The sequence below is a fragment of the Rugamonas aquatica genome, assembly GCF_009380215.1.
Lineage (GTDB): Bacteria > Pseudomonadota > Gammaproteobacteria > Burkholderiales > Burkholderiaceae_D > Rugamonas > Rugamonas aquatica_B.
On the sequence record NZ_WHUG01000001.1, the window covers coordinates 296,553 to 320,711 of the forward strand.

The 24,159-nt window shown below is 60.8% G+C and carries 18 protein-coding genes; 12 read left to right on the plus strand and 6 right to left on the minus strand.

Annotated elements, in window-relative coordinates; genetic code table 11:
• The first annotated feature begins 39 nt into the window (after nucleotides 1-39).
• The 7 genes from GEV02_RS01355 (at nucleotide 40) to GEV02_RS01385 (ending at nucleotide 7,958) form a co-directional block, all read left to right on the plus strand.
• A complete protein-coding gene (locus GEV02_RS01355; RefSeq protein ID WP_152836153.1) occupies nucleotides 40-876 on the plus strand; it encodes a hypothetical protein in 837 nt (278 codons plus the stop codon).
• Nucleotides 873-3,737 (plus strand): type VI secretion system Vgr family protein, encoded by a 2,865-nt coding sequence (locus GEV02_RS01360; protein ID WP_152836702.1) that lies wholly within the window; start codon nucleotides 873-875, stop codon nucleotides 3,735-3,737. Before GEV02_RS01355 ends, GEV02_RS01360 begins: the two co-directional genes overlap by 4 nt.
• 10 nt (nucleotides 3,738-3,747) lie before the next feature.
• Nucleotides 3,748-4,614 carry a DUF4123 domain-containing protein gene (locus tag GEV02_RS01365; RefSeq protein ID WP_152836154.1) on the plus strand — a complete coding sequence of 289 codons (867 nt, stop codon included), beginning with the start codon at nucleotides 3,748-3,750 and terminating at the stop codon, nucleotides 4,612-4,614.
• 5 nt (nucleotides 4,615-4,619) lie between these two features.
• Nucleotides 4,620-5,051: a DUF3304 domain-containing protein gene (locus tag GEV02_RS01370; RefSeq protein WP_152836155.1), complete on the plus strand. Its 432-nt coding sequence runs from the start codon at nucleotides 4,620-4,622 to the stop codon at nucleotides 5,049-5,051.
• Between the two features lies 1 nt (nucleotide 5,052).
• Complete coding sequence (locus GEV02_RS01375) at nucleotides 5,053-6,693, plus strand: T6SS phospholipase effector Tle1-like catalytic domain-containing protein (RefSeq protein WP_152836156.1); 1,641 nt, start codon at nucleotides 5,053-5,055, stop codon at nucleotides 6,691-6,693.
• A 227-nt stretch (nucleotides 6,694-6,920) separates the two neighbouring features.
• Nucleotides 6,921-7,292, plus strand: a complete 372-nt coding sequence (locus GEV02_RS01380) for a hypothetical protein (RefSeq protein WP_152836157.1) — start codon at nucleotides 6,921-6,923, stop codon at nucleotides 7,290-7,292.
• A gap of 24 nt (nucleotides 7,293-7,316) precedes the next feature.
• Nucleotides 7,317-7,958 carry a DUF3304 domain-containing protein gene (locus GEV02_RS01385; RefSeq protein ID WP_152836158.1) on the plus strand — a complete coding sequence of 214 codons (642 nt, stop codon included), beginning with the start codon at nucleotides 7,317-7,319 and terminating at the stop codon, nucleotides 7,956-7,958.
• 2 nt (nucleotides 7,959-7,960) lie between these two features.
• Here the strand turns inward: GEV02_RS01385 and GEV02_RS01390 are convergent, their stop codons facing one another.
• Together GEV02_RS01390 and GEV02_RS01395 are read right to left on the minus strand one after the other, a co-directional pair.
• The gene (locus GEV02_RS01390) at nucleotides 7,961-9,058 is read right to left on the minus strand and encodes a GNAT family N-acetyltransferase (RefSeq protein WP_152836159.1); all 1,098 of its coding nucleotides are present in this window, start codon (nucleotides 9,056-9,058) and stop codon (nucleotides 7,961-7,963) included.
• 61 nt (nucleotides 9,059-9,119) lie between these two features.
• Complete coding sequence (locus GEV02_RS01395) at nucleotides 9,120-10,421, minus strand: cation:proton antiporter (RefSeq protein ID WP_328595686.1); 1,302 nt, start codon at nucleotides 10,419-10,421, stop codon at nucleotides 9,120-9,122.
• A 167-nt stretch (nucleotides 10,422-10,588) separates the two neighbouring features.
• On the opposite strand from GEV02_RS01395, the gene GEV02_RS01400 reads away from it, so the two are divergent.
• Both GEV02_RS01400 and GEV02_RS01405 read left to right on the plus strand, forming a co-directional pair.
• Nucleotides 10,589-12,199 (plus strand): ATP-binding protein, encoded by a 1,611-nt coding sequence (locus GEV02_RS01400; RefSeq protein ID WP_152836161.1) that lies wholly within the window; start codon nucleotides 10,589-10,591, stop codon nucleotides 12,197-12,199.
• Nucleotides 12,196-13,164, plus strand: coding sequence for an HNH endonuclease (locus GEV02_RS01405; RefSeq protein WP_152836162.1), 969 nt, complete (start codon nucleotides 12,196-12,198; stop codon nucleotides 13,162-13,164). Before GEV02_RS01400 ends, GEV02_RS01405 begins: the two co-directional genes overlap by 4 nt.
• A gap of 48 nt (nucleotides 13,165-13,212) precedes the next feature.
• On the opposite strand, the gene GEV02_RS01410 is transcribed toward GEV02_RS01405, so the two are convergent.
• Nucleotides 13,213-14,607, minus strand: a complete 1,395-nt coding sequence (locus tag GEV02_RS01410) for an amino acid permease (protein WP_328595409.1) — start codon at nucleotides 14,605-14,607, stop codon at nucleotides 13,213-13,215.
• Between the two features lie 104 nt (nucleotides 14,608-14,711).
• Complete coding sequence (locus GEV02_RS01415) at nucleotides 14,712-15,860, minus strand: sugar diacid recognition domain-containing protein (protein WP_152836163.1); 1,149 nt, start codon at nucleotides 15,858-15,860, stop codon at nucleotides 14,712-14,714.
• 198 nt (nucleotides 15,861-16,058) lie between these two features.
• Here GEV02_RS01415 and GEV02_RS01420 point away from each other — a divergent pair, with 198 nt between their 5' ends.
• The 3 genes from GEV02_RS01420 to GEV02_RS01430 all read left to right on the plus strand — a co-directional run bounded on the left by GEV02_RS01420 (nucleotide 16,059) and on the right by GEV02_RS01430 (nucleotide 21,653).
• A complete protein-coding gene (locus GEV02_RS01420; RefSeq protein ID WP_152836164.1) occupies nucleotides 16,059-17,372 on the plus strand; it encodes an MFS transporter in 1,314 nt (437 codons plus the stop codon).
• A gap of 12 nt (nucleotides 17,373-17,384) precedes the next feature.
• Complete coding sequence (locus GEV02_RS01425; protein WP_152836165.1) at nucleotides 17,385-18,524, plus strand: glycerate kinase; 1,140 nt, start codon at nucleotides 17,385-17,387, stop codon at nucleotides 18,522-18,524.
• A 66-nt stretch (nucleotides 18,525-18,590) separates the two neighbouring features.
• The gene (locus tag GEV02_RS01430) at nucleotides 18,591-21,653 is read left to right on the plus strand and encodes a response regulator (protein ID WP_152836166.1); all 3,063 of its coding nucleotides are present in this window, start codon (nucleotides 18,591-18,593) and stop codon (nucleotides 21,651-21,653) included.
• On the opposite strand, the gene GEV02_RS01435 is transcribed toward GEV02_RS01430, so the two are convergent.
• Both GEV02_RS01435 and GEV02_RS01440 read right to left on the minus strand, forming a co-directional pair.
• Nucleotides 21,650-22,960 carry an amino acid deaminase gene (locus GEV02_RS01435; RefSeq protein ID WP_152836167.1) on the minus strand — a complete coding sequence of 437 codons (1,311 nt, stop codon included), beginning with the start codon at nucleotides 22,958-22,960 and terminating at the stop codon, nucleotides 21,650-21,652. The genes GEV02_RS01430 and GEV02_RS01435 overlap by 4 nt on opposite strands.
• On the minus strand, nucleotides 22,957-24,153 hold the full coding sequence (locus tag GEV02_RS01440) for a hypothetical protein (RefSeq protein WP_235922577.1): 1,197 nt from the start codon (nucleotides 24,151-24,153) through the stop codon (nucleotides 22,957-22,959). Before GEV02_RS01440 ends, GEV02_RS01435 begins: the two co-directional genes overlap by 4 nt.
• Between the last annotated feature and the right edge of the window lie 6 nt (nucleotides 24,154-24,159).

Sequence of the window (24,159 nt, forward strand, 5' to 3'; positions counted from 1 at the left end):
AATCGCGTAAAGTAATGCGAAATAAACAAGGAGTACATTTTGCAACGTCAAGACGATCGCCCTTCAAAAGGGGGCAGGCCTAGTCTTCTTTCTTCGGAACAGCAGGCCGAAGCCGAGCGCCGCCGCATCCTGAGCACGCTGGACAGCAAACCGGCCGCTGCGGCTGTCGCCAGCGCTCCGGCGCAAACCAAGGGTTCGGGCCGGCTAGTGGTGTGGGGTGTGGTGGGTCTGGGCGCGCTGGCTGCGGTCGGTGGCGCGCTTGCCTGGATGAGCAACACGCCCGACGAAGACAGCTTGCCGGTGGTGGCCGCCGCTCCGTCGGCCAAGCCGCCGGCGACCGCGGTGACGGCTGCCGCCCCGGCCGAGGCCGAAGTGTCGACGGCCGCGATTCTGGAAGATACGACGGCGGCTGTCAGCCCGCCGGCCGAAGGCAAGTTGCCCTCGCTGAAGGAAATGCTGGCCGAGCCGCCCAAGCCCAAGTCCGGCCATGATGAGCTGAAGCAGGCGTTGGAGCGGCCGCAGCCGAAGGCGACGCAGTTGGCCAAGGCGGAGCACAAGCCTGAACACAAAGTCGAGAAAAAGTCCGAGCGCAAGTCCGACAACGTCAAGCTGGCCCAGAAGACCGCGCCGGTCAAGGAGAAGGCGCCGGGCAAGCCGGCGGATAACGATGTCACGCTGATCAGTGCGCTGATGGCGCATTTGCAGACGCGTCCGCCGGTCAAGAAGACCAGCACGCCGGCCGACCAGCTCAAGACCTGCAAGCAGTACAACGCCGCCGGCGAAGAGCAGTGCCGAGCCCGCCTGTGCGCGTCGGACGCCAAGAAAGAGCCCGAATGCAAGGCGGCGCCCGCCGCGAAGACAGCGTCGAACTCATGAGCGTCGCCCTGCTTCAGCAAATTACCACCGCATTGGCGCAATTCTCCAGCGCCACGCGCTTGTATGCGCTGAAGCTGGACGACGACAGCGGCGAGCTCGGCTCCGGCGGCCTGCTGGTGGAAGCTTTCTGCGCCGACGATATGCTGCAGGGCAGCGGCGCGCGTGACATCATCGTGCTGTCGACCAACGCCCATGTGGCGCTGGCGCCCTTGCTGGGCAAGCCGGCCAGCCTGGAAGTGAGCCTGGTGGACGGCAGCCGCACCACCTTCAGCGGCGACATCACGCAGGCGGCCATGCTGGGCAGCGAAGGCGGCCTGGCGCGCTTCCGCCTGCGGCTGACGCCGTGGTTGTGGCGCCTGAGCCAGGTCCGCAACAGCCGCGTCTGGCAGGACAAGACGGTGATCGAGATCGTCGAATCGGTCTTTGCCGCCTATCAGCCGCTGGCGCGATGGCGCTGGAGCGAAGAGGTCGGCAGCTTCCTGGCCGACGTGTCCGCGCGCAGCTATTGCTGCCAGTACCGCGAATCCGACTACGACTTCGTGCTGCGCCTGCTGACCGAGGAAGGCCTGGCCTGGCGCTTCGAAGAAACCGAAGACGGGCTGAACATGGTGTTGTTCGCCGACAGCAGCCAGCTCGGCGCGGTGCCCGAGGACGCCAGCAGCGCAGCCGGCGGCGGCATCCGTTTCCATGGCGTGCGCGCCGGCGAGCAGCAGGACACGATACAGGCCCTGCAGGCCAGGCGCAGCGTGACGGCGACGCTGACCACCTTGCTCAGCTACGATTACAAAGCCAGGAAAGCCGTCGCCGCCAGCGCGCCGGCCCAGCAGCAATACAAGAAATTGCCGCAGCTGGAAAGCTTCGACGTTCCCGGCCAATATGCGTACGCGAATGGTGCGCAGGCACAGCACTATGCGGAGCTGCAGATGCAGGCACGCGAGGCGCGCAGCCAGCAATGGCGCGGGCGTTCGACGGTGCGCACGCTGGCGGCAGGGCGCCGCGTCAACGTCACGCAGGGCCCGCTGGCCGCGGCGGATGGCGCGCAGGCACCGGCCTACACGGTGCTGCGCGTCATCAGCGTTGGCGTCAACAACCTGCCGTCGCCGGCCTCGCATGGGCTGGCCGAGCTGTTTGGTCCCATCCCCGAACTGCTGGAGGAACTGGCGCCGGCGTATGACGATGACTTTGCACTGGTGATCGAACAGGCGCGGCAGACCGGCTATGCCAACAGCTTCGAAGCGGTCGCTGCCGATGTGATCTGGCGCCCGCAACGGCCCGACAGCGATGGCCGCAACCATCACAAGCCGACCGCGTCGGGCGCACAGAGCGCGATCGTCATCGGCGCCGATGGATCGGACCAGCCGGCCGGATCGGACGAACTCCATTGCGACGCGCTGGGCCGCGTACGCATCCGCTACCACTGGCAGGACAATGGCGACGCGACCTGCTGGGTGCGCGTTGCGCAGCGTTCGGCCGGCGGCGGCATGGGCAGCCAGTTCCTGCCGCGCGTGGGGCAGGAAGTGCTGGTGCAGTTCATCGAAAACGATATCGACCGGCCGATCATTCTTGGCGCTTTGTACAACGGCCAGGGCGAGGGCGGCGTCGCGCCGACACCGGCGGGACAGGCGGGCGGTGACAGCCAGGCATCACTGTTCAATCCGGCCAACGATCATGCGCCTTCGGCCCAGGGCAATCTGGCGGCGGGCAATAGTCCCTTGTGGCATGGCGCTTCGGCCGATGCGGCCGGTCACGGCAACCCGGCGGCGCAGTGGGGCTTGCGCAGCAAGGAGTTCGGCGGTTCCGGCTACAACCAGCTACTGTTCGACGACACCGATGCCCAGGGCCGCGTGCAACTGCGCTCGACGCATGCCGCCAGCGAGCTGACGCTGGGCCATCTGATCCACAGCGCCGACAATTATCGCGGTAGTCTGCGCGGGCAGGGCGCCGAGCTGCGCACCGACGCGTATGGCGCCTTGCGGGCCGGCGGCGGCTTGCTGGTGTCGAGCTACAAGATCGATCACGGCGCCAGCGAGCGTGAGCCGATGGGTGATAACACGGCCGGCATCGCGCTGTTGAAGCAGGCCGTGCAGCTGGGGCAGACCTTCAGCGAGGCGGCCAAGACGCATGAGACGGTTGCGCTGGCGGCGCACCTTGGCGCGGCCAAGGCCGATGCGAGCGTGGTGGATGACAAGTCCGCGCCGTTGAAGGCGATGTTGACTGCGGTATCGGGCATGGTGGGCAATGCCAGCCTGAATGCAGCCAGGGCCGACACCGAGGAAAGGAAAACTGCGCCGGGTGATGATCAGTTGCCGCATGCCAGTTCGCCGATCATCGCGGTCAGTGGCAAGGGCGGGCTGAGCCTGACCGCGGGTCAGGCTATGCAGCTGTCCAATGGCGAAACGATCGCCTTGATGAGCGGTGCCGACACTCAGTTCGTCAGCGGCGGGCAGTTACGCATGCAAAGCCGCCAGGCTATCGGCGTGCTGGGCGGGGCGGTCAAAGCAGGCGAGAACAATATCGGCGTGCAAATCATCTCCGCCAAGGATGACATCGACATCCAGGCGCAAGCCGATGTCTTGAAGGTGCAGGCGCGGGATGAGGTCAATCTTGTCAGCGCCAATGCGTTTATTGATTGGGCTGCGAGCAAAAGCATCACGCTGTCCACGGCTGGGGGAGCCAACATTACCATCGATGGTGGGAATATTACTGTGCAGTGCCCGGGTAAAATCACCATCCGTGCTGGGACAAAAAATTTCTCAGGCCCAGAAAAATTAGACTACCTATTGCCTAAGATTCCCCGCTCTGTTTGCATAGAGTGTCTTATGAAGGCGCTTGCATCTGGAAGTCCGTTATCGCTTAAGTAGAAAGAAAGACATGTATTTCGCCCTTGAGCCCTGTAACCCAACCGCTATCCGTTCTGAACTTATGCGGAGAATAGAGCGCAGTCCTGATTGGAATTGGATGGCGCTAGTTGATGGCGCGTTCGATTTCGGCGGTAAAAAACGTCTGGTTTATTCTGACTCAATTAAGCTCTTTGATTGCGAAATGCTGCAGGAAATAGTTGAGGCATCTCCATACATCATTAGACTTTCATCTAATAATCTTGAACTAATTCACTCGGAAATAATTTCGCTTTCCAAACATAGGCACGATCGTCCGATGTTGAGTTTTTTTTCATCGAAGTATTCCGCTGTGGAGATAGCTGAAAGGTGGAGGAAATTCTTAAATGCAAGTTCACCGGATGGCCTGGAGCTTATTCTTAGATTTTCTGATACGCGAGTATTAGAATACCTTCCGAATTGCCTTCAACTTAATAACTGGAGCGGGATTACTAATCTCATTGAAGAGTGGATGTATATAAATAGAAATGGCGAAATCGAAGATGTTAACGTATCAAAAGACGTGCATGTCGGCAGCGAAAAATTTTTGCTTTCTGAATTTGAATTTAATGCCTTGGTTGAATCATCGGAGCCCGATTGTTTGATAAGTATTTTGCACAGGGATTATCCAGAGGTTGTTCCTAATGTAGGGAGAAATATATTTTATAATAAAGTGGAAGAACTCTATAAATTTTCAAAAATAAACGGAATAGAAAATTTCCACGACATCGTAAGCATGGTCTTGTTTGGATTGATTTCAGCTATTGAAGTTGAAAAAAACGATGATGTTGCTAAACTATTAAATGAGGGTAAGTGGGTGCCTGGAAGTTTAATTGATAGTCTTGATGAAATATTGAAATAACTATTATGAATATGAAATCCAGAGTATTTTTCTACCTGCAGCTGATTTTTGTTCTGCTATTACTTTCCGGGTGTCGGAGTGATAGTGCCAGTATAGAGTTGTGTGGACTAAACTATACGAGTAAGCATATTGAAGATTTTTCGGTAAATGGATATAGCGGTGCTAGTATATATGCTAATGGTGGTGGGGGAAGCTTTGTGTGTTGCGTTTTGTTACCTCGTCAGTGGAATAAGGATCTCAGAGTTACAGTAAGATGGAATTATGATGAAAAAAATCCTGGCGCCCCAAGGGAGCGAATTGTTGCGGTGCCGAAATATTCTGAAGCAGATATTGGTTTTCTTGCCGTGCATTTTTATTCAGATGATACGGTAAAGGTTTTAGTTACCACGAAAACCAATCAATTTCCAGGCTATCCTTACCCACGTCCGGGCGAATAACATGTCAACTGTTTCTCCAAGTGTATTTCCTAGCAATGGATTGCGGCCGCTGAGTTCGAAAGAAATATTGCAGCGTGCGAAAGCATTGAAGTGTTCTACGGAAAAGAGCGGCGCTCCGTCTTGTAGCGGACAGATAAATGTCGGGATTTTTTTTGACGGAACTGGAAATAACATGGAGGCGGATTATAGAAAGCCTCCATTGGACAGAAGAAAGCATAGTAACGTCGTAAAGCTTTTTAATACATTTCCAGATAACAACGCGGCGGGGTACTTCAGGTATTATATTCCGGGTGTTGGAACGCCTTTCCCTCAGATTGGCGATACAGGCGGCACGTTAGGGAGCGCATTCGCTTGGGATGGAGAAAACCGGTTGACCTGGGCCTTGACTCGCTTGCTAAATACACCACATCTGTTTGTAAATAGATCGACGATGCTTGATGACGCACGATCCGCAACAATTGCAAATAATATGGCCTCCATGTTCACTCCACCTGCATTGCGGCGTGAAATAATGCGCAATTGGCAAAATACTTTGAGGCAGGCTATTTCTAATAAAAAACCTCTCGTTGAAATAATAAACCTTTCGGTTTTTGGTTTTTCCCGAGGTGCGGCAGAGGCTAGGGCTTTCTCCAATTGGTTATTTGAATCGTGTGAAAAGATTCAAGGACAATGGCTATTTGCTGGAATTCCGATACGTCTGAGTTTTTTAGGTATTTTTGATACTGTTGCATCCGTTGGAATTCCTAATACTTTACCAAATTTTTTCATGGAGGGGCACCAGTCCTGGGCGGATGGGAATATGGAGATTCATCCCGCAATAGAACAGTGCGTGCATTTTGTTGCTGGCCATGAGGTTCGCGCTTCTTTTCCACTGGATTCTGTCCGTGTCGACGGAAAATATCCACCGAACGCTAAAGAGGTAATGTATCCGGGCTCACACTCTGATGTGGGAGGGGGATATGCGCCGAATGATGTTGGAATTGCTCCCAGTGTCGAAGATTTTCTAGCAATAATTCCCGGAGCTCAAATGTATCAAGAGGCCAGGTTGGCGGGTGTTCCATTAAGACCTTGGAATGAACTGCCAGATGCCATAAAGCGTGATTTTATTCCCGCTGAAAAAACTATAACTGGATTTAATAGTTATATAAAGTCTGCGGCAATTGCATCAGGCCCTGTAGAGGAGTTGCACAAAAAGAATATGAGTTTATATCTTACTTACAGATATAAATATAGAAACAAAATATCATCTCTTCCATTTTATGCAAGGGCCAGTGCGGAGTATAAGCGCTATATTGAAATTACTACTGGGACTTTTAATAAGAGACTAAGCAGGCTAGGCGCTTATGCATTGGCGCCGACTGATGAAAAGTACTCAGCTTCTGATGCGGTTGTTATGCAAAATAAAATGACAGCTGCTGCGGGTTTTGGAACGCAAGATGAAAAAGAAAATGCACAGTTGTATGAAGTCATTAGGTCTTTGGATGAGAAAAAATTAAATAAAGATATTGAGGAATTTTTTGGTAATTATATTCACGATTCCATGGCTGGATTTATTGCTATGGGAGGAAGTTCGACTAATGAGTATTTGATTAATGGTCAAGGAATAATGCGGTTTAGAAAGATTTTCAAAGGGAATGGATAACGATAAACGTCTATATTTGAGCTGATATTTCTTGTCGTTCGTCGCAGCCCTCCAGAAGCACTTTATCTGCGCCTTCCTGATCAGCTTTTAAGATGCTGCGTTGCCTTTTGAGGTGCCAAAATTCCGTGCATACCACAAGCGAACCCCTCTCACTTTTTAACCGCAGACGCACCCTCTGTGCCGCCGGTCTGATGTTTTGTCTCTTATCTGCGTGTAAGTCGAAATCATTGACAATCATTGCCGAAGCAGTGCTGTTTAGTTATTTGGATCGGCCTATTTTTGACGTAGTTGTTGGCAATACTGACGTTGGCGTATCGGGCGTGTATCCAAGTACGGGTGGTGGAACCATGTCGGGCGCCAGGTTCTCCAGCGGGGCGCAAACCGTGCGTTGGACGCTTGATGGACCCCGGGGTACGCCGCGCAACGGCGAGGTGGTGCATGCGCAAAACCATCCCGAACTTGCACCGCCTTCGGCAGGCGAACATTATCTCGCTGTGCATATCTATCCGGATAACACAGTTGAACTTATCTACTCGAAAAATTACCCGCAATTATCGCCACGAGGGCTGCAGTTCGCAGCGTCGCGCCGATCCGGTTGAACCGTATGTGTCACGGAATCCGTCATGAAGTTTATTATCACAGCCCTGTCGTTTTTTTGCGTGTTCCTTTTGACTGCCTGCAATTCTCGGGATGACCTGAGCGGCACGATGACGACCAGTTCGTATAACTACACCGCTCACAATCTTTACAACATTAGCTTCAAGGATGCCGCCCAGGTTTTTGACGTGGCTGGCGCCGTGCGCGCAGGCTCCGTGTTCTTCCGCAATTCCAGCAGTGCGCTGTTGGATGGTGGCGAAAAATACCAGTTCTCTTTCGCGGATTGCTGTTTTATGCGGGACAAACACCTGCGCGCGCCCACCAAACTCAAGCTGGTATGGAATGTGGTGTACGACCTCGATCTGTTCGAAGGCGAGAGCGGGAGAAACTATGACGAGCGCGCTAACAAGGGCGCTGCGCCCGGGAGTCGCTGGTGTTCTGCTGTGATCGATGTGCCCGGCCCAGCGCCTGTTGATGCGGATAATTTGTCGCTGCATTTTCTGCCGGACGGCACGGTCGTCGGCAGCTACGGCAAGGCGCAGTCACCGGCTCCGCTCACATCGGCCCAAGTGCACGCTCATGCGACGCCGATGCCCAAGGGGCAGTATTGCAAACAAGAGATCGCCAATCCGTGGTTCGGGATTCCCAGGACACCTCACAGGGAATAGCGTTACCTGACGCGCCGTCTCAGCCACGCGATGCCGGCGCTAAAGCGGCGATGCGCGCCGCAGACCAGGCGATTCCTCAAGCTCGCGCGCATCAGCAGCACGTGGGCGCGTTGCACCGTAACGTTGGTGGACATGTAGCTGTGGCCCGGCGTGCCGTAGCCGAGGTCGATGCGCTTGAAGCGGCGCCGCTTGCACATGTCTTCAATGGCCATATGCAGCATCGTGGTGCCGACCGACAGATGGTCGAGCGCGCTGTCGTGGAAGATGTTGAACAGATGGAGCGTATCGCTGGACTGCAAGCCCAGCATCAACGCGCAGGGCAGGCCGCCACAGTCGATCTGGTAGCACAGCAGCATGCCGTGTTGTGCCAGTTCGTGCATCTCTTCCGGGGTCCACAACTGCGCCCGGTGTTCGGGGGTGCTCAGCCGGGACAGGGCCTCGCCCATGGCCGCCAGTTGTCCCGGATGTTCGATGCAATGCAGCGTCAACTGTCCGCCGCCATGCTCGCTTAGCTGGCGTTGTTGCCGCTTGAGGTTGTAGCGGCGCTTGGAGTTGAACTGCGCCATGAAGGCGTCGAAGCTGGCGGGCAGGGGGATCTGGTGGCAGTCGCGCCAGTCGTTCAGCAGATGCGTCCGGTAGGCGCGCTGGCTGCGGGCTATGCAACGCCACAGCTCGCTGTCCGACGGCAGCGATGTCAGCGAGACCGCCTGGCATTGCGGGAAGTGATTCAGCAGAAAATCGAGCAGCAAGTCCAGCAGCGCCGGCTCGGCCGGCATCAACGGCGCGCTGCCGAGCAGCACGACGCTCGGCACCGGCAGCGAACCGAGGCGCAGCCGGCCGGCGGAGAATTCCATGCCGTGATGCCGCAGCGTCAGCGGTACCACCCCGACCACCACGCCACTCCAGCGGTGCTTCACAGTGAACAGCTGTGGAGGCGGATGCTGTGTCGCAGTGGACAGCAGATAGTCGAAGAATTCCGGACTCTGGTAGACGCGGCCATGGCTGTCGCTATCGGCCAGCAGCTCGCGCCAGCGCTGGATCAGGGCGTGGTCGCCGACCTGTGTGCTGGCGTCTTCAATGAGGTAGGTATCGTTGGACATGGTCGCCAGACGATCCCATATCCCGCACCGGCGCTTGTTGATGCAGGTCGAAACGAGGCGATCAGCGGCGCCGGCGCCACACCGTGTCCATCAGCGGCTTGACGCTGAAGCCATGCACTAGTATCGACAGCATGATGACGAACAGTGCGATGCGCGTCAGCTGCGCCGCCAGTTCCGGCGCCAGTCCCGCCTCGATGGCGAACATCAGGTAGTAGATCGAGCCTATGCCGCGCACGCCGAACCAGGCGGTCATGGCGCGCATGCGCAGGCTGGTGTCGCTGCCGGCCAGGCCCGAGAACACGCTGAGCGGGCGGGCAATAATGAACAGGAACAAGGCCATCCACAAGGCATCCCATTGCAGGCTTTGCAGTGAGAGCATGCCGCCCAGCAGCAGCACCAGCGTCAGCTCGGACAGGCGCTCCAGGTGTTCCTTGAACACCAGCGATCCGGCGCTGACGATGAGCGGCGCCTCATGCGTAACGCTGGTCATGGCCGCTTCGGATTTCGCCGTGTCCGGCTCCAGCAGGCCGTGGCGGTCCTTGGGGGCGCCGGCCAGGACCAGCTCGGTCTGGCGCAGCGCGACGGCGGCGAAGTACACCGCCAGGAAGCCGGAGGCCTTGGCCAGCGTGGCGATGCCGTAGATGATGGCGATCATGCCCAAGGCCACGAGGTCGTCCATGATTTCGTGCCTGGGCTCGCTGGCGCGCAGTCTCCAGCCCAATCTTGCGACGCCAGCCCCGGCCGCCACACCGATCAGCACCGCGCCCGCCGTGGCCCACAAGACATCCACCAGCAGCCAGCGCAAGTGGAAGTGGCCGGTATCGGCCAACCCCAGCATGCCCAGGCCGAGGATGACGAAGGGGAAGGCGCTGCCGTCGTTCATGCCGGCCTCGCAGGTCAGCGTGAAACGCAGCTGGTCCTTGTCGCCCGCGTGGCGCACCTGCACGTCGGTGGCCAGCACCGGATCGGTGGGCGCCAGGATGCCGCCGAGCAGCACCGCTCCACCCGGCGGCAAATGCAGCACGTAGTGGCCGAACAGCGCCACCAGTCCCACCGTCAACGTCATCGACAGCCAGGCCAGGCGCATCGGCGCGTTCCAGCGCTGGCGCTTGAACGGCACCGGCATCTTGATGCCTGCCGAGAATAGCGAAATCAGCAAGGCGATCTCGGTCAGCACTTCCAGCAGCGCGGATTGCAGCTTGGGATCGAAGCCGAAGATGTTGAGGAAGGTCGGGCCCAGCAGGATGCCCACGCCCAGGTAGACGATGGCGGACGTGAAGGGCGACTTCGAGATCGTGGTGGCCGCCAGTCCGCGCGCCAGCATCAGGCAGCCGACGAGCAGGAACCATTGAGTGGTGTTCACAGGCCTCCTTAGCAGCGGGACGCTGACTTTCGACATAGTCTCGACCGTGACGGGAGTTTTGTCTGTGGCATAACCCACAGTTGGTAGCGAAGGAGGGCTGTACACATTGTAGGCCTCGTCCTACAATAGTTTGCAACAATAGTTAATTGCCAATAGAGAGAGCATTGATGACCGAAGTTATACATTGTCTGTTTATCGACCAGACGGAGCAGAAGGGGCGGAGGAACCAGAAGGACCAGTCTGTGCTGGTCGTTAATCTGACCAACACTTACGCCGTGACGTTTCCCACGCCGCAAACATTGAAGATCGCCCTCAATTCTGACCGGTATGTGACGGCGGGCGTCCAGGTCGCCGGTGTTGCAGGCATGGCGGTCTTGTATGGCGAGAATGGCGCGGGCAAGACGAGCGCGATGATCGATATTGCCAACGTGTTTGGCAATAATCCACAAGAAAAAACTGCAGGCGGCTTGTATGAACGCGACGGCAAGTTGTTCCTGCGTCCGGGCAAGGCACTCCAAGGGCGCACAGTCGAGGGTATACCGGCTGAAGTCAAGAAATCCGACGAGCTCTTGCGTTGCCCGTCGGTGTTCTATACGACCTCGCCGTTCGATGGGGGGCGCCGTGAACGGTTCGGCGAGAATTCGCTGGCCCATGATGTCTCGCCGGTGTTCGGTGAGCGGAATACATTCGATGGCTTGTCGCTGTTGAAGATCTGCGATCAGCTGGATATGCCGTTCCTTGATCACGCCAGCATCCGTGTCCGTCACGCGGTCAAGCCCGTGTCGAACGCGATGATTGCGATCTCCAACATGAATGGAGGGACCCATAGTCCGCATGTGCCGGTTGTGCGCCGTGCCGTGATGGCTGCTGCGAGCGAGCTACCGAAAGGTGAAGAGATACAACTGCGCTGCTGGTTGAGTTTGTTCGTTGCGGTTCACCAGCGCAAACAGCTGCCATTCCCCCAGGAGTTCGTCCAAAAACTCGATCTATTCCCGGAGTCAGCTGACCCGGGGGCTGACCTGTACGAGCTATGGAAGAGCGTGATCAATGCCACTGCCAGCAACATGAATGAGACAGAGATGACGCAGGTAATGGAACTGCTGCAGTTGATGTTGCAGCCTAAGTTTTCCAAGAGCCTGTCGCAGCGATACAACCCGGCGGCATTGGAGCAGATGATCGCGCAACAGCTTTTCGGCTACAAAGAAGGCCTGCGGCTGTGCGCTGATCTTGGCCTGCTGGAGTTTTCGATCTCCGGCCTCAGTTCCGGCGAGACGGCGTATGCGATGATTTTTTCCTCGCTGTATGGCGGATTGGAACAGGTGAGCCAGATGGATGGGGAGCATCCGGTGTTCCTGCTATTGGATGAAGGTGAGATGTTTCTGCATCCAAGCTGGCAGCGTCTCTACATCGCCAAACTGCTCGACTTCATACAAGGGGCGAAGAAACTCAAGGGCCGCTTGTACCTGCTACTGGCAACCCATTCGTTGATCGTCGCTGCGGATGCTCCGCCGTACAGCTTGGTCAACGTGTCGACCGGCGAGCAGGTCAACGGTTTTGGCCTGGGGCCGCGCAGTACGTTGGCTGATGTCTACGAGGTCGCAGTCTTCCAGGGGCAGAGTTCGGAGGCTGAGTTCAAGCGGATCGAGGCTTTTATTCATCATCCGCGACGCGAGGACTATCCGCAAATCATGGAGCTGACAGCAGCGCTTGCCGATGTGAATGTCAGTAAATTTCTAGAGCAGCAGGTCGTCGAAGCCTTGGAGCGGTGCCGCGAATGATCAAACTTAAATATTTCGATCAGACGGTGGTCGATACGCATCTCAAGAAGCTGAGCGACCATGCCAAAAAGCGCCTCGGTGATCTGATCTCGAAAAAACTGGACGCGGCCACGCTGACGCATGTTCCGCCTGCCGATTTGAATGATCTCGTCGTTTATTTTCGTTCCAAGGTCAAGGACATAGTGGTCGCGAAGCCCGCCGAGTTGAGGGAGTTTATTACTGCGACCAGCCTGAAGCTTGGATGGCTGGAAATCATTCTTGCCAAGGATGCGGAAGACCGGGATGACTGGGAGAAGGATATCGTGAGCGGCTTGCAATGGGTGTTCGACTACGGTGCCTTCAGCCGTTGGAAGCATCCCAAATGGGGTGCTTACGAGCTGGTCGAAAAGTACAACCTGAGGATTTGTGCCTACTGCCACACTTCGCATCTGAACTTTCACTTCCACAGTGAGAAGGACATGCGGCCGCCACTCGATCACTTCTATCCACGGTCGCGCTATCCGTACCTCGGCACTAGTCTGTACAACTTGATACCCAGCTGTTATCAATGCAATTCAACTATCAAGGGAGACCACGATCCCTTGGCTAAAGCATTGACGCACCCATTCGAGATCGGCAATAAATCGGTCCAGTTCCGTATGCGCCTGGCCGGCGGAGAACGCTTGCCGCGCAATCCGGTGAAGATGACTGCAAAGCAGATTGAAATTGAAGTGACCGGAATAGGCGCGTGCCGGACTTCGGTGAAATTTTTCATTCTGCCGCAGCGCTATCAGTGGTATAAGCGCGAAATCGCGGAGGTCTATTCGCGTGTACTGTCGTATCGGGATTTGGGCGGCACGCTGGAGAACTTGGCCGGCGTGAAGCGGCTTGTGTACGGATTCAGGGAGGAGGAAGCGCAAGACTATGCGCTGGGGATCTGCATCAAGGATATCGCGGACAGCCTGATATTGAGCTACTCGCCTTGATCGCTAAATCGTCCCCCGGCAGCGGTGGCCGGGGGACGCGGATTTACATCAAGCCTTGTTCAGCACCGAGCGGCTGCGGGCATAGCCGAAGTAGATGCCCAGGCCCAGCACCAGCCAGACGGCGAAGGCCACCCAGGTGAACCAGCTCAGGTAGGTCATCAGCATGACGCAGAAGATCACGGCCAGCGCCGGAATCACCGGCACGCCAGGGCAGCGGAAGGCGCGCTTCAAATCAGGACGCTTCTTGCGCATGATGACCACGGCAATCGATACCAGGCTGAAGGCGGCCAGCGTGCCGATGTTGATCAGCTCGGTCAGCACGTTCAGCGGCACCACGGCGGCGATCAGGCCGAACACGATGCCCACCATCCACGTGGCCAGGAACGGCGTGTGGAAGCGCGGATGCACGGTCGACAGCGCCTTCGGCAGCAGGCCGTCGCGCGACATGGCGAAGATGATGCGGGTCTGGCCGTAGGCCATCACCAGGATCACGGTGGTCATGCCCAGGATCGCGCCCAGATCGACGAAGCCGGCGAACCAGTTTTCACCGGCGTGCTTCAGGGCCAGCGACACCGGATGGTCGATGCCCAGGTACTGCTGGTAAGGCACGATGCCGGTCATGATGGCCGAGACCACCACGTACAGCACGGTGCAGGCGGCCAGCGAGCCGATGATGCCGATCGGCAGGTCGCGCTCGGGACGCTTGACTTCCTCGGCGGCCGACGTCACCGCATCGAAACCGATGAAGGCGAAGAACACCAGCGCGGCGGCGCTCAGCATGCCGTTATAGCCAAACGGCATAAACGGTTTCCAGTTTGCCGGCTCAACGTGGCGCGCGCCGACGAAGATGAACAGCAGTACCACGCCGACCTTGATCGCCACCATGATGTTGTTCAGGCGGGCCGATTCGCGCACGCCCCAGCTCAGCATCGCGGTCAGCACCAGCATGATGCACAGCGCCGGCAGGTTGATCAGTGTGTGCACGCCGGGGATGGCGCCGGGTGCGGCCGTCAACTCGACCGGCAGGTTGATGCCGAAGCCGGAAATCAGCGACTGGAAGTAGCCGGACCAGCCTACCGACACGGCCGAGGTGGCCAGGCCGTATTCCAGCAGCAAGTCCCAGCCTATCATCCAGGCCGCCAGTTCGCCCAGCGTGGCGTAGGTGTAAGTGTAGATGGAGCCGGCCACCGGTACGGTGGAGGCGAATTCGGCGTAGCAGAGTGCGGCGAAACCGCAGGCGATGGCGGCGACCACGAAGGACAGCGTCAGCGCCGGGCCGGCGGTGACGGCGCCGGTGCCGGTCAGTACGAAAATACCGGTGCCGACGATGGCGCCGATACCCATGAGTATGAGGTCGAAGGGTCCGAGTACTTTCGCCAGGCCGCCAGGTTTGCGGCTGTTGGCGATCATATCGTCCAGGTTCTTAGTGCGAAATAGGCTCAAAATGGCTCCAGTTTTATTTTGGTGGTCTCCGTCCCCGGATTGGTGCCTTGTGGGCGGCCGGGCGACGGCAAATAATACAGTAACTTCGAGGTGATGCCGAGAAGTTAAGTTGTTAATAACGATGATACATAGATCAAGAATCGGTCTTCCAGCCTGCCCAGGTCCAGCCCGGTCGCTTCGCCGATGCGGCGCAGCCTGTAATCGAGCGTGTTGCGGTGGATGTGCAGGGCGGCGGCGGTCGCGGCGGGATGACCGTCGTGTTCAAACCACACTTCCAGCGTGCGCCGCAACAAGTCCTTGCTTTTGTCCACGGCTTGGAGCTGGGCCATGGGGCGGCGCAGCTGTTCCGCCTCCCAGCCGGAACCCAGCCCGGACAGCAGCACCGGCAAGGCTTGCTCGTAATAGCTGAAGCGCGAACGGCGCGGATGACGGGCGCGGCCGATGCGGGCCGCCGTCTGCGCGCTCTGCCAGGAAATCGCCACCCCGGCCATGCCGGACTGGGCGATGCCCATGGTCAGCGTGTGCGGCTGCTGGCATTCCTCGCGCAGCATGGCGGCCAGCGCCTGCAGGCGGCGCTGCGGCCAGTGCGCGTCGTGCGCGCCCGGGGCCTCGTGGAAATCCAGCAGCACCATCTGGTCGGCGGCGGCCGAGGCCGTCAGCACCGACGGCTGCCGCGCCAGCATGCGCAGTTGCAGGCGCTGGAGCTCGCTCAGCGCCTGGTCGGTGCCGGCCGCCTTGTCGTCCAGCTCCAGCAGGAACACCAGGTGGCTGCGTTCGAAATTGACGCCCAGCCGGCGGGCCCAGGCTGCCAGGTCGGCCTCGCGCGCCGGTTCGTAGCGGATCAGGTTGAGCACGAAGGCTTCGCGGTAGCGCGAGTCGCGCTGCAGCTCGCCGGCCAGGTGGGCTTGTTCGAGGATCATCTCCGCCGTCAGCCGCACCAGTTCGCCGAACTGGCGCACCTGGTCCGGCACGCCGCTCAGGCCGACCGCGCCGCAGACCTGGCCGTTGACCGTCAACGGCAGGTTGATGCCGGGCTGGGCGCCGTGCATATTGCGCGCGCCGGCGGCGTCCACTTCCACGGTCAGCCGCTTGGCCAGGGCCAGCATGGCGCCCGCGTGCAGCTCGCCGATGCGCGCCGGATTGCCGCTGGCCAGGATGGTGCCGTTGGCATCCATCACGTTGACGTTGTAGGGGATGATCTTCATCGTCCGGCTGACGATGTCCTGCGCCAGTTCGGTGCTGAGTATGTACATGAAGGTTCTCCTTGCCCGTCATTGTGCCAAAGAACAAAGAAATCAAAAAGATTTAGATGTTTTCATGGATTAAGTTGTGCATATGCCCAATAAACGGCCGGACGCCGCCGGATTTATGGTGCATTTGGCCGATGATTTTTCAGCGTCGATTCCAGATAATCATCTGCACAAGCCCCTAAAAAAACCAAGGAGACAAGCATGAACACCACCACTACCGCCACACCGTGGCCGGCGGCGTCCGTTCTGGACGGCGCCTACAGGAAGGCCAGCTGGCATCTGATACCGTTTATCTTCGTCTGCTACTTCTTCAATTATCTGGACCGCGTCAACGTCGGCTTCGCCAAGCTGGAGATGCTGGACGCTCTCCAGTTGAGCAATACCGTCTACGGCCTGGGCGCCGGCATCTTCTTCATCGGCTACGTGCTCAGCGGCGTGCCGAGCAACCTGATCCTCCACAAGATCGGCGCCCGCCGCTGGATCGCGGTGATGATGGTGGCCTGGGGCAGCCTGTCGGCCTGCATGCTGTTCGTGCACAACCCGGTGTCGTTCTACGTGCTGCGCTTCTTCACCGGCGTGGCCGAGGCCGGCTTCTTCCCGGGCATGGTGCTGTACTTCACCCACTGGTTCCCGGCGCAGAAGCGCGGGCAGGTGATGGCGCTGTTCATGTCGGCGATACCGATTTCCGGCCTGGTCGGCGGCCCGCTGTCGGGCTGGATGTTGCAGCATTTCTCGGCCGGACAGGCCGGCATGGCGGGCTGGCAGTGGCTGTTCCTGCTGCAGGGCTTGCCGACCGTGCTGCTGGGCGTGGGCGTGTACTTCTACCTGAACGACGGCATCGCGCAGGCCAGGTGGCTGAGCACCGAAGAAAAAGCCGCGATGCAAGCCGCGCTGGCCAGCGATGAAAAGCAGCGCCAGGCCAACAGCAGTGTCGGCCAATCCTTCTCGGACGTGGTACGCAACGGCAACGTGTGGATGCTGGGCGTGCTGTACTTCTGCATCCAGATGGGCGTGTACGCGATCAACTTCTGGCTGCCGTCCATCATCAAGTCGCTGGGCTTCCAGAGCTCGGTGGCGGTGGGCTGGCTGAGCGCGATTCCTTATCTGTGCGCCGCCATCTTCATGGTCTGGGCCGGCCGCTCGGCCGACCGCCGCCGTGAGCGCCGCTGGCACGTCAGCCTGCCGATGCTGATGGGCTTTACCGGCCTGATGATGGCTGCCAATTTCTCCAGCAATGTGGTGGTCGTGATGATAGGCCTGAGCATGGCGACCATGGGCGCGCTGGCGATGTTCTGGTCCTTGCCGTCGGCCTTCCTGGGCAGCGCGGCGGCCGCCGCCGGGCTGGCGCTGATCAACTCGCTGGGCCAGATCGCCGGTTTCGTCAGTCCCTTCCTGGTCGGCTGGATCAAGGACGCCACCCAGAGCACCGATACCGCCCTGTATATTTTGTCCAGCGTGCTGCTGCTTGGTGCGATACTGGTGCTGCGCGTACCCGCCAAGCTGGTCAACCGTTGATAGAGTTCTTCGATGAAAATAGTCATAGCGCCCGATTCGTTTAAGGAAAGCCTGACCGCCATGGCGGTCGCCAACGAAATCGAGGCCGGCTTCCGCGAGTTCTATCCCGATGCCGAGTACGTCAAGCTGCCGGTGGCCGACGGCGGCGAAGGCACGGTGCAGGCGATGATAGACGCCAGCGGCGGCCGGCGCGTGAACCTGCAAGTGTCCGGCCCGCTGGGCGAGCCGGTGGACGCGTTCTACGGCCTGATGGGCGACGGCGCGACGGCGGTGATCGAAATGGCCGCCGCCAGCGGCCTGGAGCTGGTGCCGACGGCGCTGCGCGACCCGCTGCGCACCAGCAGCTACGGCACCGGCCAGTTGATCCGCAACGCGCTCGACGCCGGCGCCCGCCGCTTCGTGCTGGGCGTGGGCGGCAGCGCCACCAACGACGGCGGCGCCGGCATGGTGCAGGCGCTGGGCGGACGCCTGCTCGACGCCGGCGGCGGCGACTTGCCGCCCGGCGGCGGCGCGCTGGATCGTTTGCACCGCATCGACCTGTCCGGCCTGGACGGGCGCATCAAGGACTGCGTGTTCGACATCGCCTGCGATGTCAGCAATCCGCTGGTGGGGCCGCAGGGCGCCTCGCACATCTTCGGCCCGCAGAAGGGCGCCACGCCGGCCATGGTCGGGCAGCTGGACGCCAATCTGCGCCACTATGCCGACGTCATCGAACGCGAGCTCGGCCAACAGGTCGCGGACGTGCCCGGCGCCGGCGCGGGCGGCGGCATCGGCGCGGCCATGCTGGTGTTCCTGGGCGGTAGCTTGCGTCCCGGAAGCGAGATCGTGACGGCGGCGGTCGGCCTTGACGCGGCCGTGGCCGATGCCGACCTGGTCATCACCGGCGAAGGCCGCATTGACAGCCAGACCATCCACGGCAAGACGCCGGTCGGCGTGGCCCGCGTGGCGCAGCGGCACGGCAAGCCGGTGATCGCCATCGCCGGCTGCCTGGCGCCGGGCGCGGCCGTCGTGCACGAGCATGGCATAGCCGCCGTGTTCAGCGCGGTCAGCCGGCCGTGCACGGTCGAGCAGGCGCTGGCCGAGGCGGCGCAGAACGTGCGCCGCGCCGCGCGCAATGTGGCAGCCGTGCTCAGCCTGGGCGCCCGCCTGTAGCATCGGCGGTGGCCGCGCCGCGCTTCTGTGCTAGAGTTGTTCTCGTGTAAGTAACTATCGCCGAGAATGAAGCCTGCCGCCCATCGCCCGCTACCATCGATACGAGCGCAAATTTACACGCTGGTGTGGGCTTGCGCGCTGCCTGCCATCGTCGGCTTTGTTCTGCTGGCGAATAATTTCTACGAACATGAGCGCGAGCAGATCCAGCTGGAATCGCTGATTACCGCCCGCGCGCTGATCCAGGCGGTGGACCGCGACCTCAACACCGGCATCACGATGGCGCTGGCCCTGGCCAATTCGCCCAGCCTCGACAACAACGATCTCGCAGCCTTCCATACGCTGGCCAGCAAGGCGCTGCGGCCCGAGTTCCCCGGATTTAATTTCGTCCTGAGCGACCGCGACTCGGTGCAGCTGCTCAATACCGTGCGTCCTTTCGGCGCACCCATGCCCGACCCGGGCAGCCGGGAAAGAATCAGGAAGGTGTTCGACACCGGCCGCACCGTCATCTCCGACGTTTTCATCGGCGGCGCGCTGAAGCGGCCGCTGGTCGCGGTGCATGTGCCGGTGCTCAGGAACGGCAAGGTGGTCTACTGCCTGTCCGTGGCCTTCGTGCCGGAACGCCTGGGCATGGTGCTGCGCGAACAGCGCCTGCCGGTCGACCGCGTGGCCGGCATCTTCGATTCGCAAGGCGTGATCGTGGCGCGCACGCGCGAGCCGGAAAAATATGTCGGCAAGCGCGGCTCGCCGTCCTTGCTCGCCAAGATGAACAGCAGCGGCGAGGCGGCCATCGAAACCAGCACGCTGGAAGGCACGCCGGTGTATTCGATGTACAGCCATTCCACCATGTCCGGCTGGGCGGTGGTGATCGGCGTGCCGCGCAGTACGGTGCTGGCCGAGATGGCGTCATCGATACGCTGGATCACGCTGGTCGTGGCCTGCCTGCTCGGTTTGGGCCTGGCGTCGGCCTGGTACTTTGCCCGCCGCATCGGCCATTCGGTCCGGGCGCTGTCCTATGCCGCCAGCGCCCTGGGCAAGGATACCGACCTGCGGCTGGACCGCGTGCGGCCGGCGTTCCGCGAGGCCGACGACGCCATTCATACCTTGCAGGCGGTGGAGTCGGAACTGCAGCGCTACCGCCACCGTCTTGAAAGCGTGATCGAGGAACGCACCCTGCAACTGCAATGGGCGCAGCGCGAGGCGAGCGACCGGGAACTGCGCACTCGCACCGTGATGGACAACGTCGGCGACGGCATCATCACCATCAACGCGGAAGGCGTGATCGAATCCTTCAACCGCGCCGCCTGCGGCATCTTCGGCTACACACCCGAGGAAGCGATAGGCGCCAACATCATGTGCATGATGCCGGAATCCATGCGCGGCGCCCACCACGCGGGCATGGCGCGCTACCTGTCGGGCGGCGCTCCCACGGTCGTCGGCAAGAACAACGTCGAGCTGCAAGGACTGCGCAAGGACGGCACCACGTTCGTGCTGGAGCTGTCGATACGGGCGCTGTTCGTCGATGGACATCATCTGTTCGTCGGCATCGTGCGCGATGTCACGGAGCGCAAACGCGCGGAGCGGGAGCTGCGCCAGGCCATGGAGCAGGCGCAGATCGCCAGCGCCGCCAAGGATGTCTTCGTGGCCAATATGAGCCACGAGCTGCGCACGCCGATGAACGCGGTGCTGGGCATGGCCCACCTGCTCAACACAACCGGACTGTCGCCGGAGCAGGGCCGCTATCTGGAGATGATACGGGCGTCCGGGCAGTCGCTGCTCGGCATCCTCAACGACATCCTCGATTTTTCCAAGATGAGCGCCGGGAAGATCGAAGTGCATCCGGTGCGCTTCCTGCTGGACGATGTGCTGCATTCGCTGGCCAGCATCATGAGCGTCAGCGTCGGCGAGAAGAACCTGGAGCTGTGCCTGGGCGTGGAGCTGGACGTGCCGCGCGTGCTGGTCGGCGATGCGTTGCGGCTGCAGCAGATCCTGGTCAACCTGACCGGCAACGCCATCAAGTTCACCGAACAGGGCGAGGTCTCGGTGCTGGTGGAGCGCGCAGGCGGCGAAGGCGCGGTGCTGCTGCGTTTCACCGTGCGCGACACCGGCATCGGCATGAGCGAAGAGCAGTTGGCGCGCCTGTTCTCGCCGTTCACCCAGGCCGACCTGTCCACCACGCGGCGCTTCGGCGGCACAGGCCTGGGTCTGACCATCTCCAAGGGTTTGATCGAACTGCTGGGTGGCGCGATTGAAGTGAGCAGCACCGCAGGACTGGGCAGCGCCTTCACCTTCACGCTGCCGATGAAGCAGGGCGACGCGACCGAGGCGCCCAAGCCGGCCCACCGCCGCCACCTGCTGGTGGTGGACGACAATCCGACCAGCCGTTCCTATCTCGGCAAGACCATACAGGCCTGGGGTTGGACCTGCGACATCGTCGCCACAGGAACGGAGGCGCTGGCGCTGCTGCGCTCCGGCCGCGCTTATGACGCCGCGCTGGTCGACTGGCAGATGCCGGACATGGACGGCCCGGCGACCATGCGCGCGGTGCAGCAGGAATCCGGCACGCCGGTGATCTGCATGGTCAACGCCTATGGCCGCAGCAAGCTGGTACAGGATATGGAAGCGGTCAGCGCGCCGGTGTTCCTGACCAAGCCGGTGACGGCGTCCAGTCTGTACGACGCGGTGCAGACCGCGCTGGCGCGCCGGCATGGCGATGCCGCCGCCGGTCCTGCCACGCCGGGGCCCAAGGTGCTGCTCGGCGTGCGCGTGCTGCTGGTGGAGGACAATCCGATCAACCAGCAGGTGGCCAAAGGCATACTGGAACAGGCGGGCGCGCAGGTTGCTGTGGCCGAGAACGGCGAGGAAGCGCTCAAGTTGCTGCGCGATGGCCTGCAATGCGACCTGGTGCTGATGGATGTGCAGATGCCGGTGATGGACGGCTTCACGGCGACGCGGGCGATACGCGATGAGCTGCGCATGACGCTGCCCGTGATCGCCATGACGGCCGGTGTGATGGAATCGGAACGCGAACAATGCATCGCCGCCGGCATGGATGATTTCATCGGCAAGCCGGTCGACGTGGAGCAGATGTTCGCCACCATCGCGAAGCATCTGCGCTGGGTGGCGGCCTAGAAGAAGGTGTTGACGGCGCGTTGCACGGTGTAGTCGTCGTCCACGGCGAGCAGCAACGGCCATTTGTCGAAGGTGGTGCAGGGGTGCGAGATGCCGCAGCCTATCAGGTCGCCCACCGCTAACTCTCCAATGATGGGATGACCTTCGGGCAGGCGCAGGTACGCGTGCTGGTCGTTCATCTTCTCGATGCGGCAGCCTTCGGGCAGCGCGGACGGCAGGCCGGCGCCGGGACGGTGCGAGACCAGCGCGCGCGGCAGCTCCATGTCGTAGGAGGCGTCGCGCTTGCCCATGCCGAGTATCGCCAGCGTCGGCTCTGGGCGCGACAGCACCATGCTCCATACCTCCAGTGCTGGCCGCAGACCCTGGCCGGGCGCGTAGCCCTCGCGCGTGTTCAATTGCTCGATCAGATCGTGGTAGAAGCCGTGATCGTTGGTCAGGTAGCAGCCACTGCGCAGTACCGGCAACACGGGGCGCGACAAATCCTGGACTTGCGCGAAGCCGCTGGCGACGAAATCGAAATACGCCGATCCGCCCGCCGTCAGCAGGATCTCGCTGCGTTTGAACAGGTGCTCGGCATCGGCCTGGCGCAGCAGCTCGGACAGTTGGGCGACGAAATGGCGTACTGCCTCATGGTCCCTGTCGCGGTCGGGGCTGACCAGCAGACCTTCGTAGCCTTCGATGCCGGCCAACTCCAGGCCCGGCGCAGCGGCGATCTCACGCGCCAGCGCCAGTGCTTCTTCCATGCTGCGGCAACCGGCGCGCTTGCCGGCCAGGCCCAGTTCCACCAGCAGCGGCAAGGGCCGGCCGATACCGGTTTGCTGCGCCATTTGCGACAAGCGCGCAACGCCTGCGCTGGAATCGGCCAGCGCGAAAAATTCGAATGATGGATTGTCGCGCATCAGCGTCAGCACGGCGGTGATGTCGGCCGGCGCCACCAGCTGGTTCGCCAGCAGCACGCGCCGCACGCCGTAGCGGTGGGCGATCAGCGTCTGTGACACCGTCGCCAGCGTCATGCCCCAGGCGCCGTTGGATAGTTGGGCGTCGAACAGCTGCGGGCTCATGGTGGTCTTGCCGTGCGGGGCCAGTTGTACGCCGTAGCGCTCGCAGAAGCCTCGCATCCATTGCAGGTTGTGTTCCTGCGCCGAGGTTTTCAGCAGTGCGACCGGGAAGCTGGTGTCGGCGCGCAGCACGTTCCACTGACGGGCGCCGATGTCGCCCTGGCGCAGCGGCGCGGTGATCGGCAGGCCTTTGACGCCGGGTTGCAGCAGTTGGTTTTCCAATTCCATCATGGGGGCGGTGCGTGTCAAGTAGTGCTCCTGCGGTCGAAAGAGTGAAGTGCTGCGCCCAGCGCCTGAAGGCGGTCGCGGCGCAGCATGCCGTAGTTGTAGAAGCCGAAGTGGCGGATGCCCAGTTCCCACAGGCCTTGCAGTGCCTGCGGCAGTTGCGCGCCGTCGCCCAGGTCCGGCGGGCCGGGACGAAGGATGGCGCGGATGCTGTCTGGTGTACCGATGCGGCGGATGCAATCCCAGGCGTCGCTGACGACGGCGGCGGCATCGGATTCGTAGAACGGAATCTCCAGCCAGTCCGCCACCTTGGACAGCGCGTGCAGGTCGGTGCCTTCAATCCAGCTTTGGGCGGTAGGGCGCTGCACGGTCGCCACCACGGCCAGCTGCACCTGCGGCGGCATGGAAGCGCGAATGGCGGCGACCAGCTGCGTGACGCGGTCCTGCCGCAATCGGTTCAAGGCGGCCAGGGCGCGGTCTTCCAGCAGGTCGGCGGTTAGCCAGGCGGCTGCCTGGGTGGGCGTGGCGTCGATAGGCGCATCGAGATAGCTGTCGATGCTGCGGCGGATGCGCTGGCGCAGGCCGTCCATGTCGATGTCCGCGGCCTGGCCTGCGGCCATGCAGGCGTCGCAGAAGCACAGGCCCAGCATGGAGTCCAGCCACAGGTTGCTGCGCACTTGCGCGAATTCGTGATGGTAGCCGTGGGCGTAAGGCAGCCAGCCCGGCGTCTCGACCACCACGCTGGCGACGCCGCGCGCGGCCACGTCGGCGCTGAGGGCGACGGCGTAGTCGAACACCGGCTGCTGCATCGGGCAAAGGCTGTACAGGTAGCTATCGCCGTAAGCGTTGCAGGCGGTGTACTGCGGGTGCGCCGTGCCGAGGCGGCTGTTGTGCAGCAGTACAGTCCACGCATGCACCGCGACGCCGCCGTTGGCGACCAGCTTGGGCAGCACTTCGCGCAACGCCGGGTCGGAGTGGGCCTGCGGTTTGATGTCGCCGTAGCGCGCCATGTCCGGCTCGAAGTAGACCACGCCGTCTTCGGGGAATATGACGCGCGGCCCACTGGACGCGTGCGGACGCAGGAATTTTCCGGCATGGTAGCTGACGGCGAGCGTCGCGCCGTTCATGCCCAGGCTGCGGGCCTGGTCTACAAAGCGGTCAACATCCGCGACATCCCACGGATAACAATACAGCGAGGTGTTGTTTGGAGAATTCATGCGCGT

What these genes read in the sequence shown, in the direction of transcription:
- GEV02_RS01360 (WP_152836702.1), top strand. Translation starts at nt 873, where the DNA reads ATGAGCGTCGCCCTGCTTCAGCAAATTACCACCGCATTGGCGCAATTC.
- GEV02_RS01365 (WP_152836154.1), top strand. Translation starts at nt 3,748, where the DNA reads ATGTATTTCGCCCTTGAGCCCTGTAACCCAACCGCTATCCGTTCTGAA.
- GEV02_RS01370 (WP_152836155.1), top strand. Translation starts at nt 4,620, where the DNA reads ATGAATATGAAATCCAGAGTATTTTTCTACCTGCAGCTGATTTTTGTT.
- GEV02_RS01375 (WP_152836156.1), top strand. Translation starts at nt 5,053, where the DNA reads ATGTCAACTGTTTCTCCAAGTGTATTTCCTAGCAATGGATTGCGGCCG.
- GEV02_RS01385 (WP_152836158.1), top strand. Translation starts at nt 7,317, where the DNA reads ATGAAGTTTATTATCACAGCCCTGTCGTTTTTTTGCGTGTTCCTTTTG.
- GEV02_RS01390 (WP_152836159.1), bottom strand. Translation starts at nt 9,058, where the DNA reads ATGTCCAACGATACCTACCTCATTGAAGACGCCAGCACACAGGTCGGC.
- GEV02_RS01400 (WP_152836161.1), top strand. Translation starts at nt 10,589, where the DNA reads ATGACCGAAGTTATACATTGTCTGTTTATCGACCAGACGGAGCAGAAG.
- GEV02_RS01405 (WP_152836162.1), top strand. Translation starts at nt 12,196, where the DNA reads ATGATCAAACTTAAATATTTCGATCAGACGGTGGTCGATACGCATCTC.
- GEV02_RS01415 (WP_152836163.1), bottom strand. Translation starts at nt 15,860, where the DNA reads ATGTACATACTCAGCACCGAACTGGCGCAGGACATCGTCAGCCGGACG.
- GEV02_RS01420 (WP_152836164.1), top strand. Translation starts at nt 16,059, where the DNA reads ATGAACACCACCACTACCGCCACACCGTGGCCGGCGGCGTCCGTTCTG.
- GEV02_RS01425 (WP_152836165.1), top strand. Translation starts at nt 17,385, where the DNA reads ATGAAAATAGTCATAGCGCCCGATTCGTTTAAGGAAAGCCTGACCGCC.
- GEV02_RS01430 (WP_152836166.1), top strand. Translation starts at nt 18,591, where the DNA reads ATGAAGCCTGCCGCCCATCGCCCGCTACCATCGATACGAGCGCAAATT.
- GEV02_RS01440 (WP_235922577.1), bottom strand. Translation starts at nt 24,153, where the DNA reads ATGAATTCTCCAAACAACACCTCGCTGTATTGTTATCCGTGGGATGTC.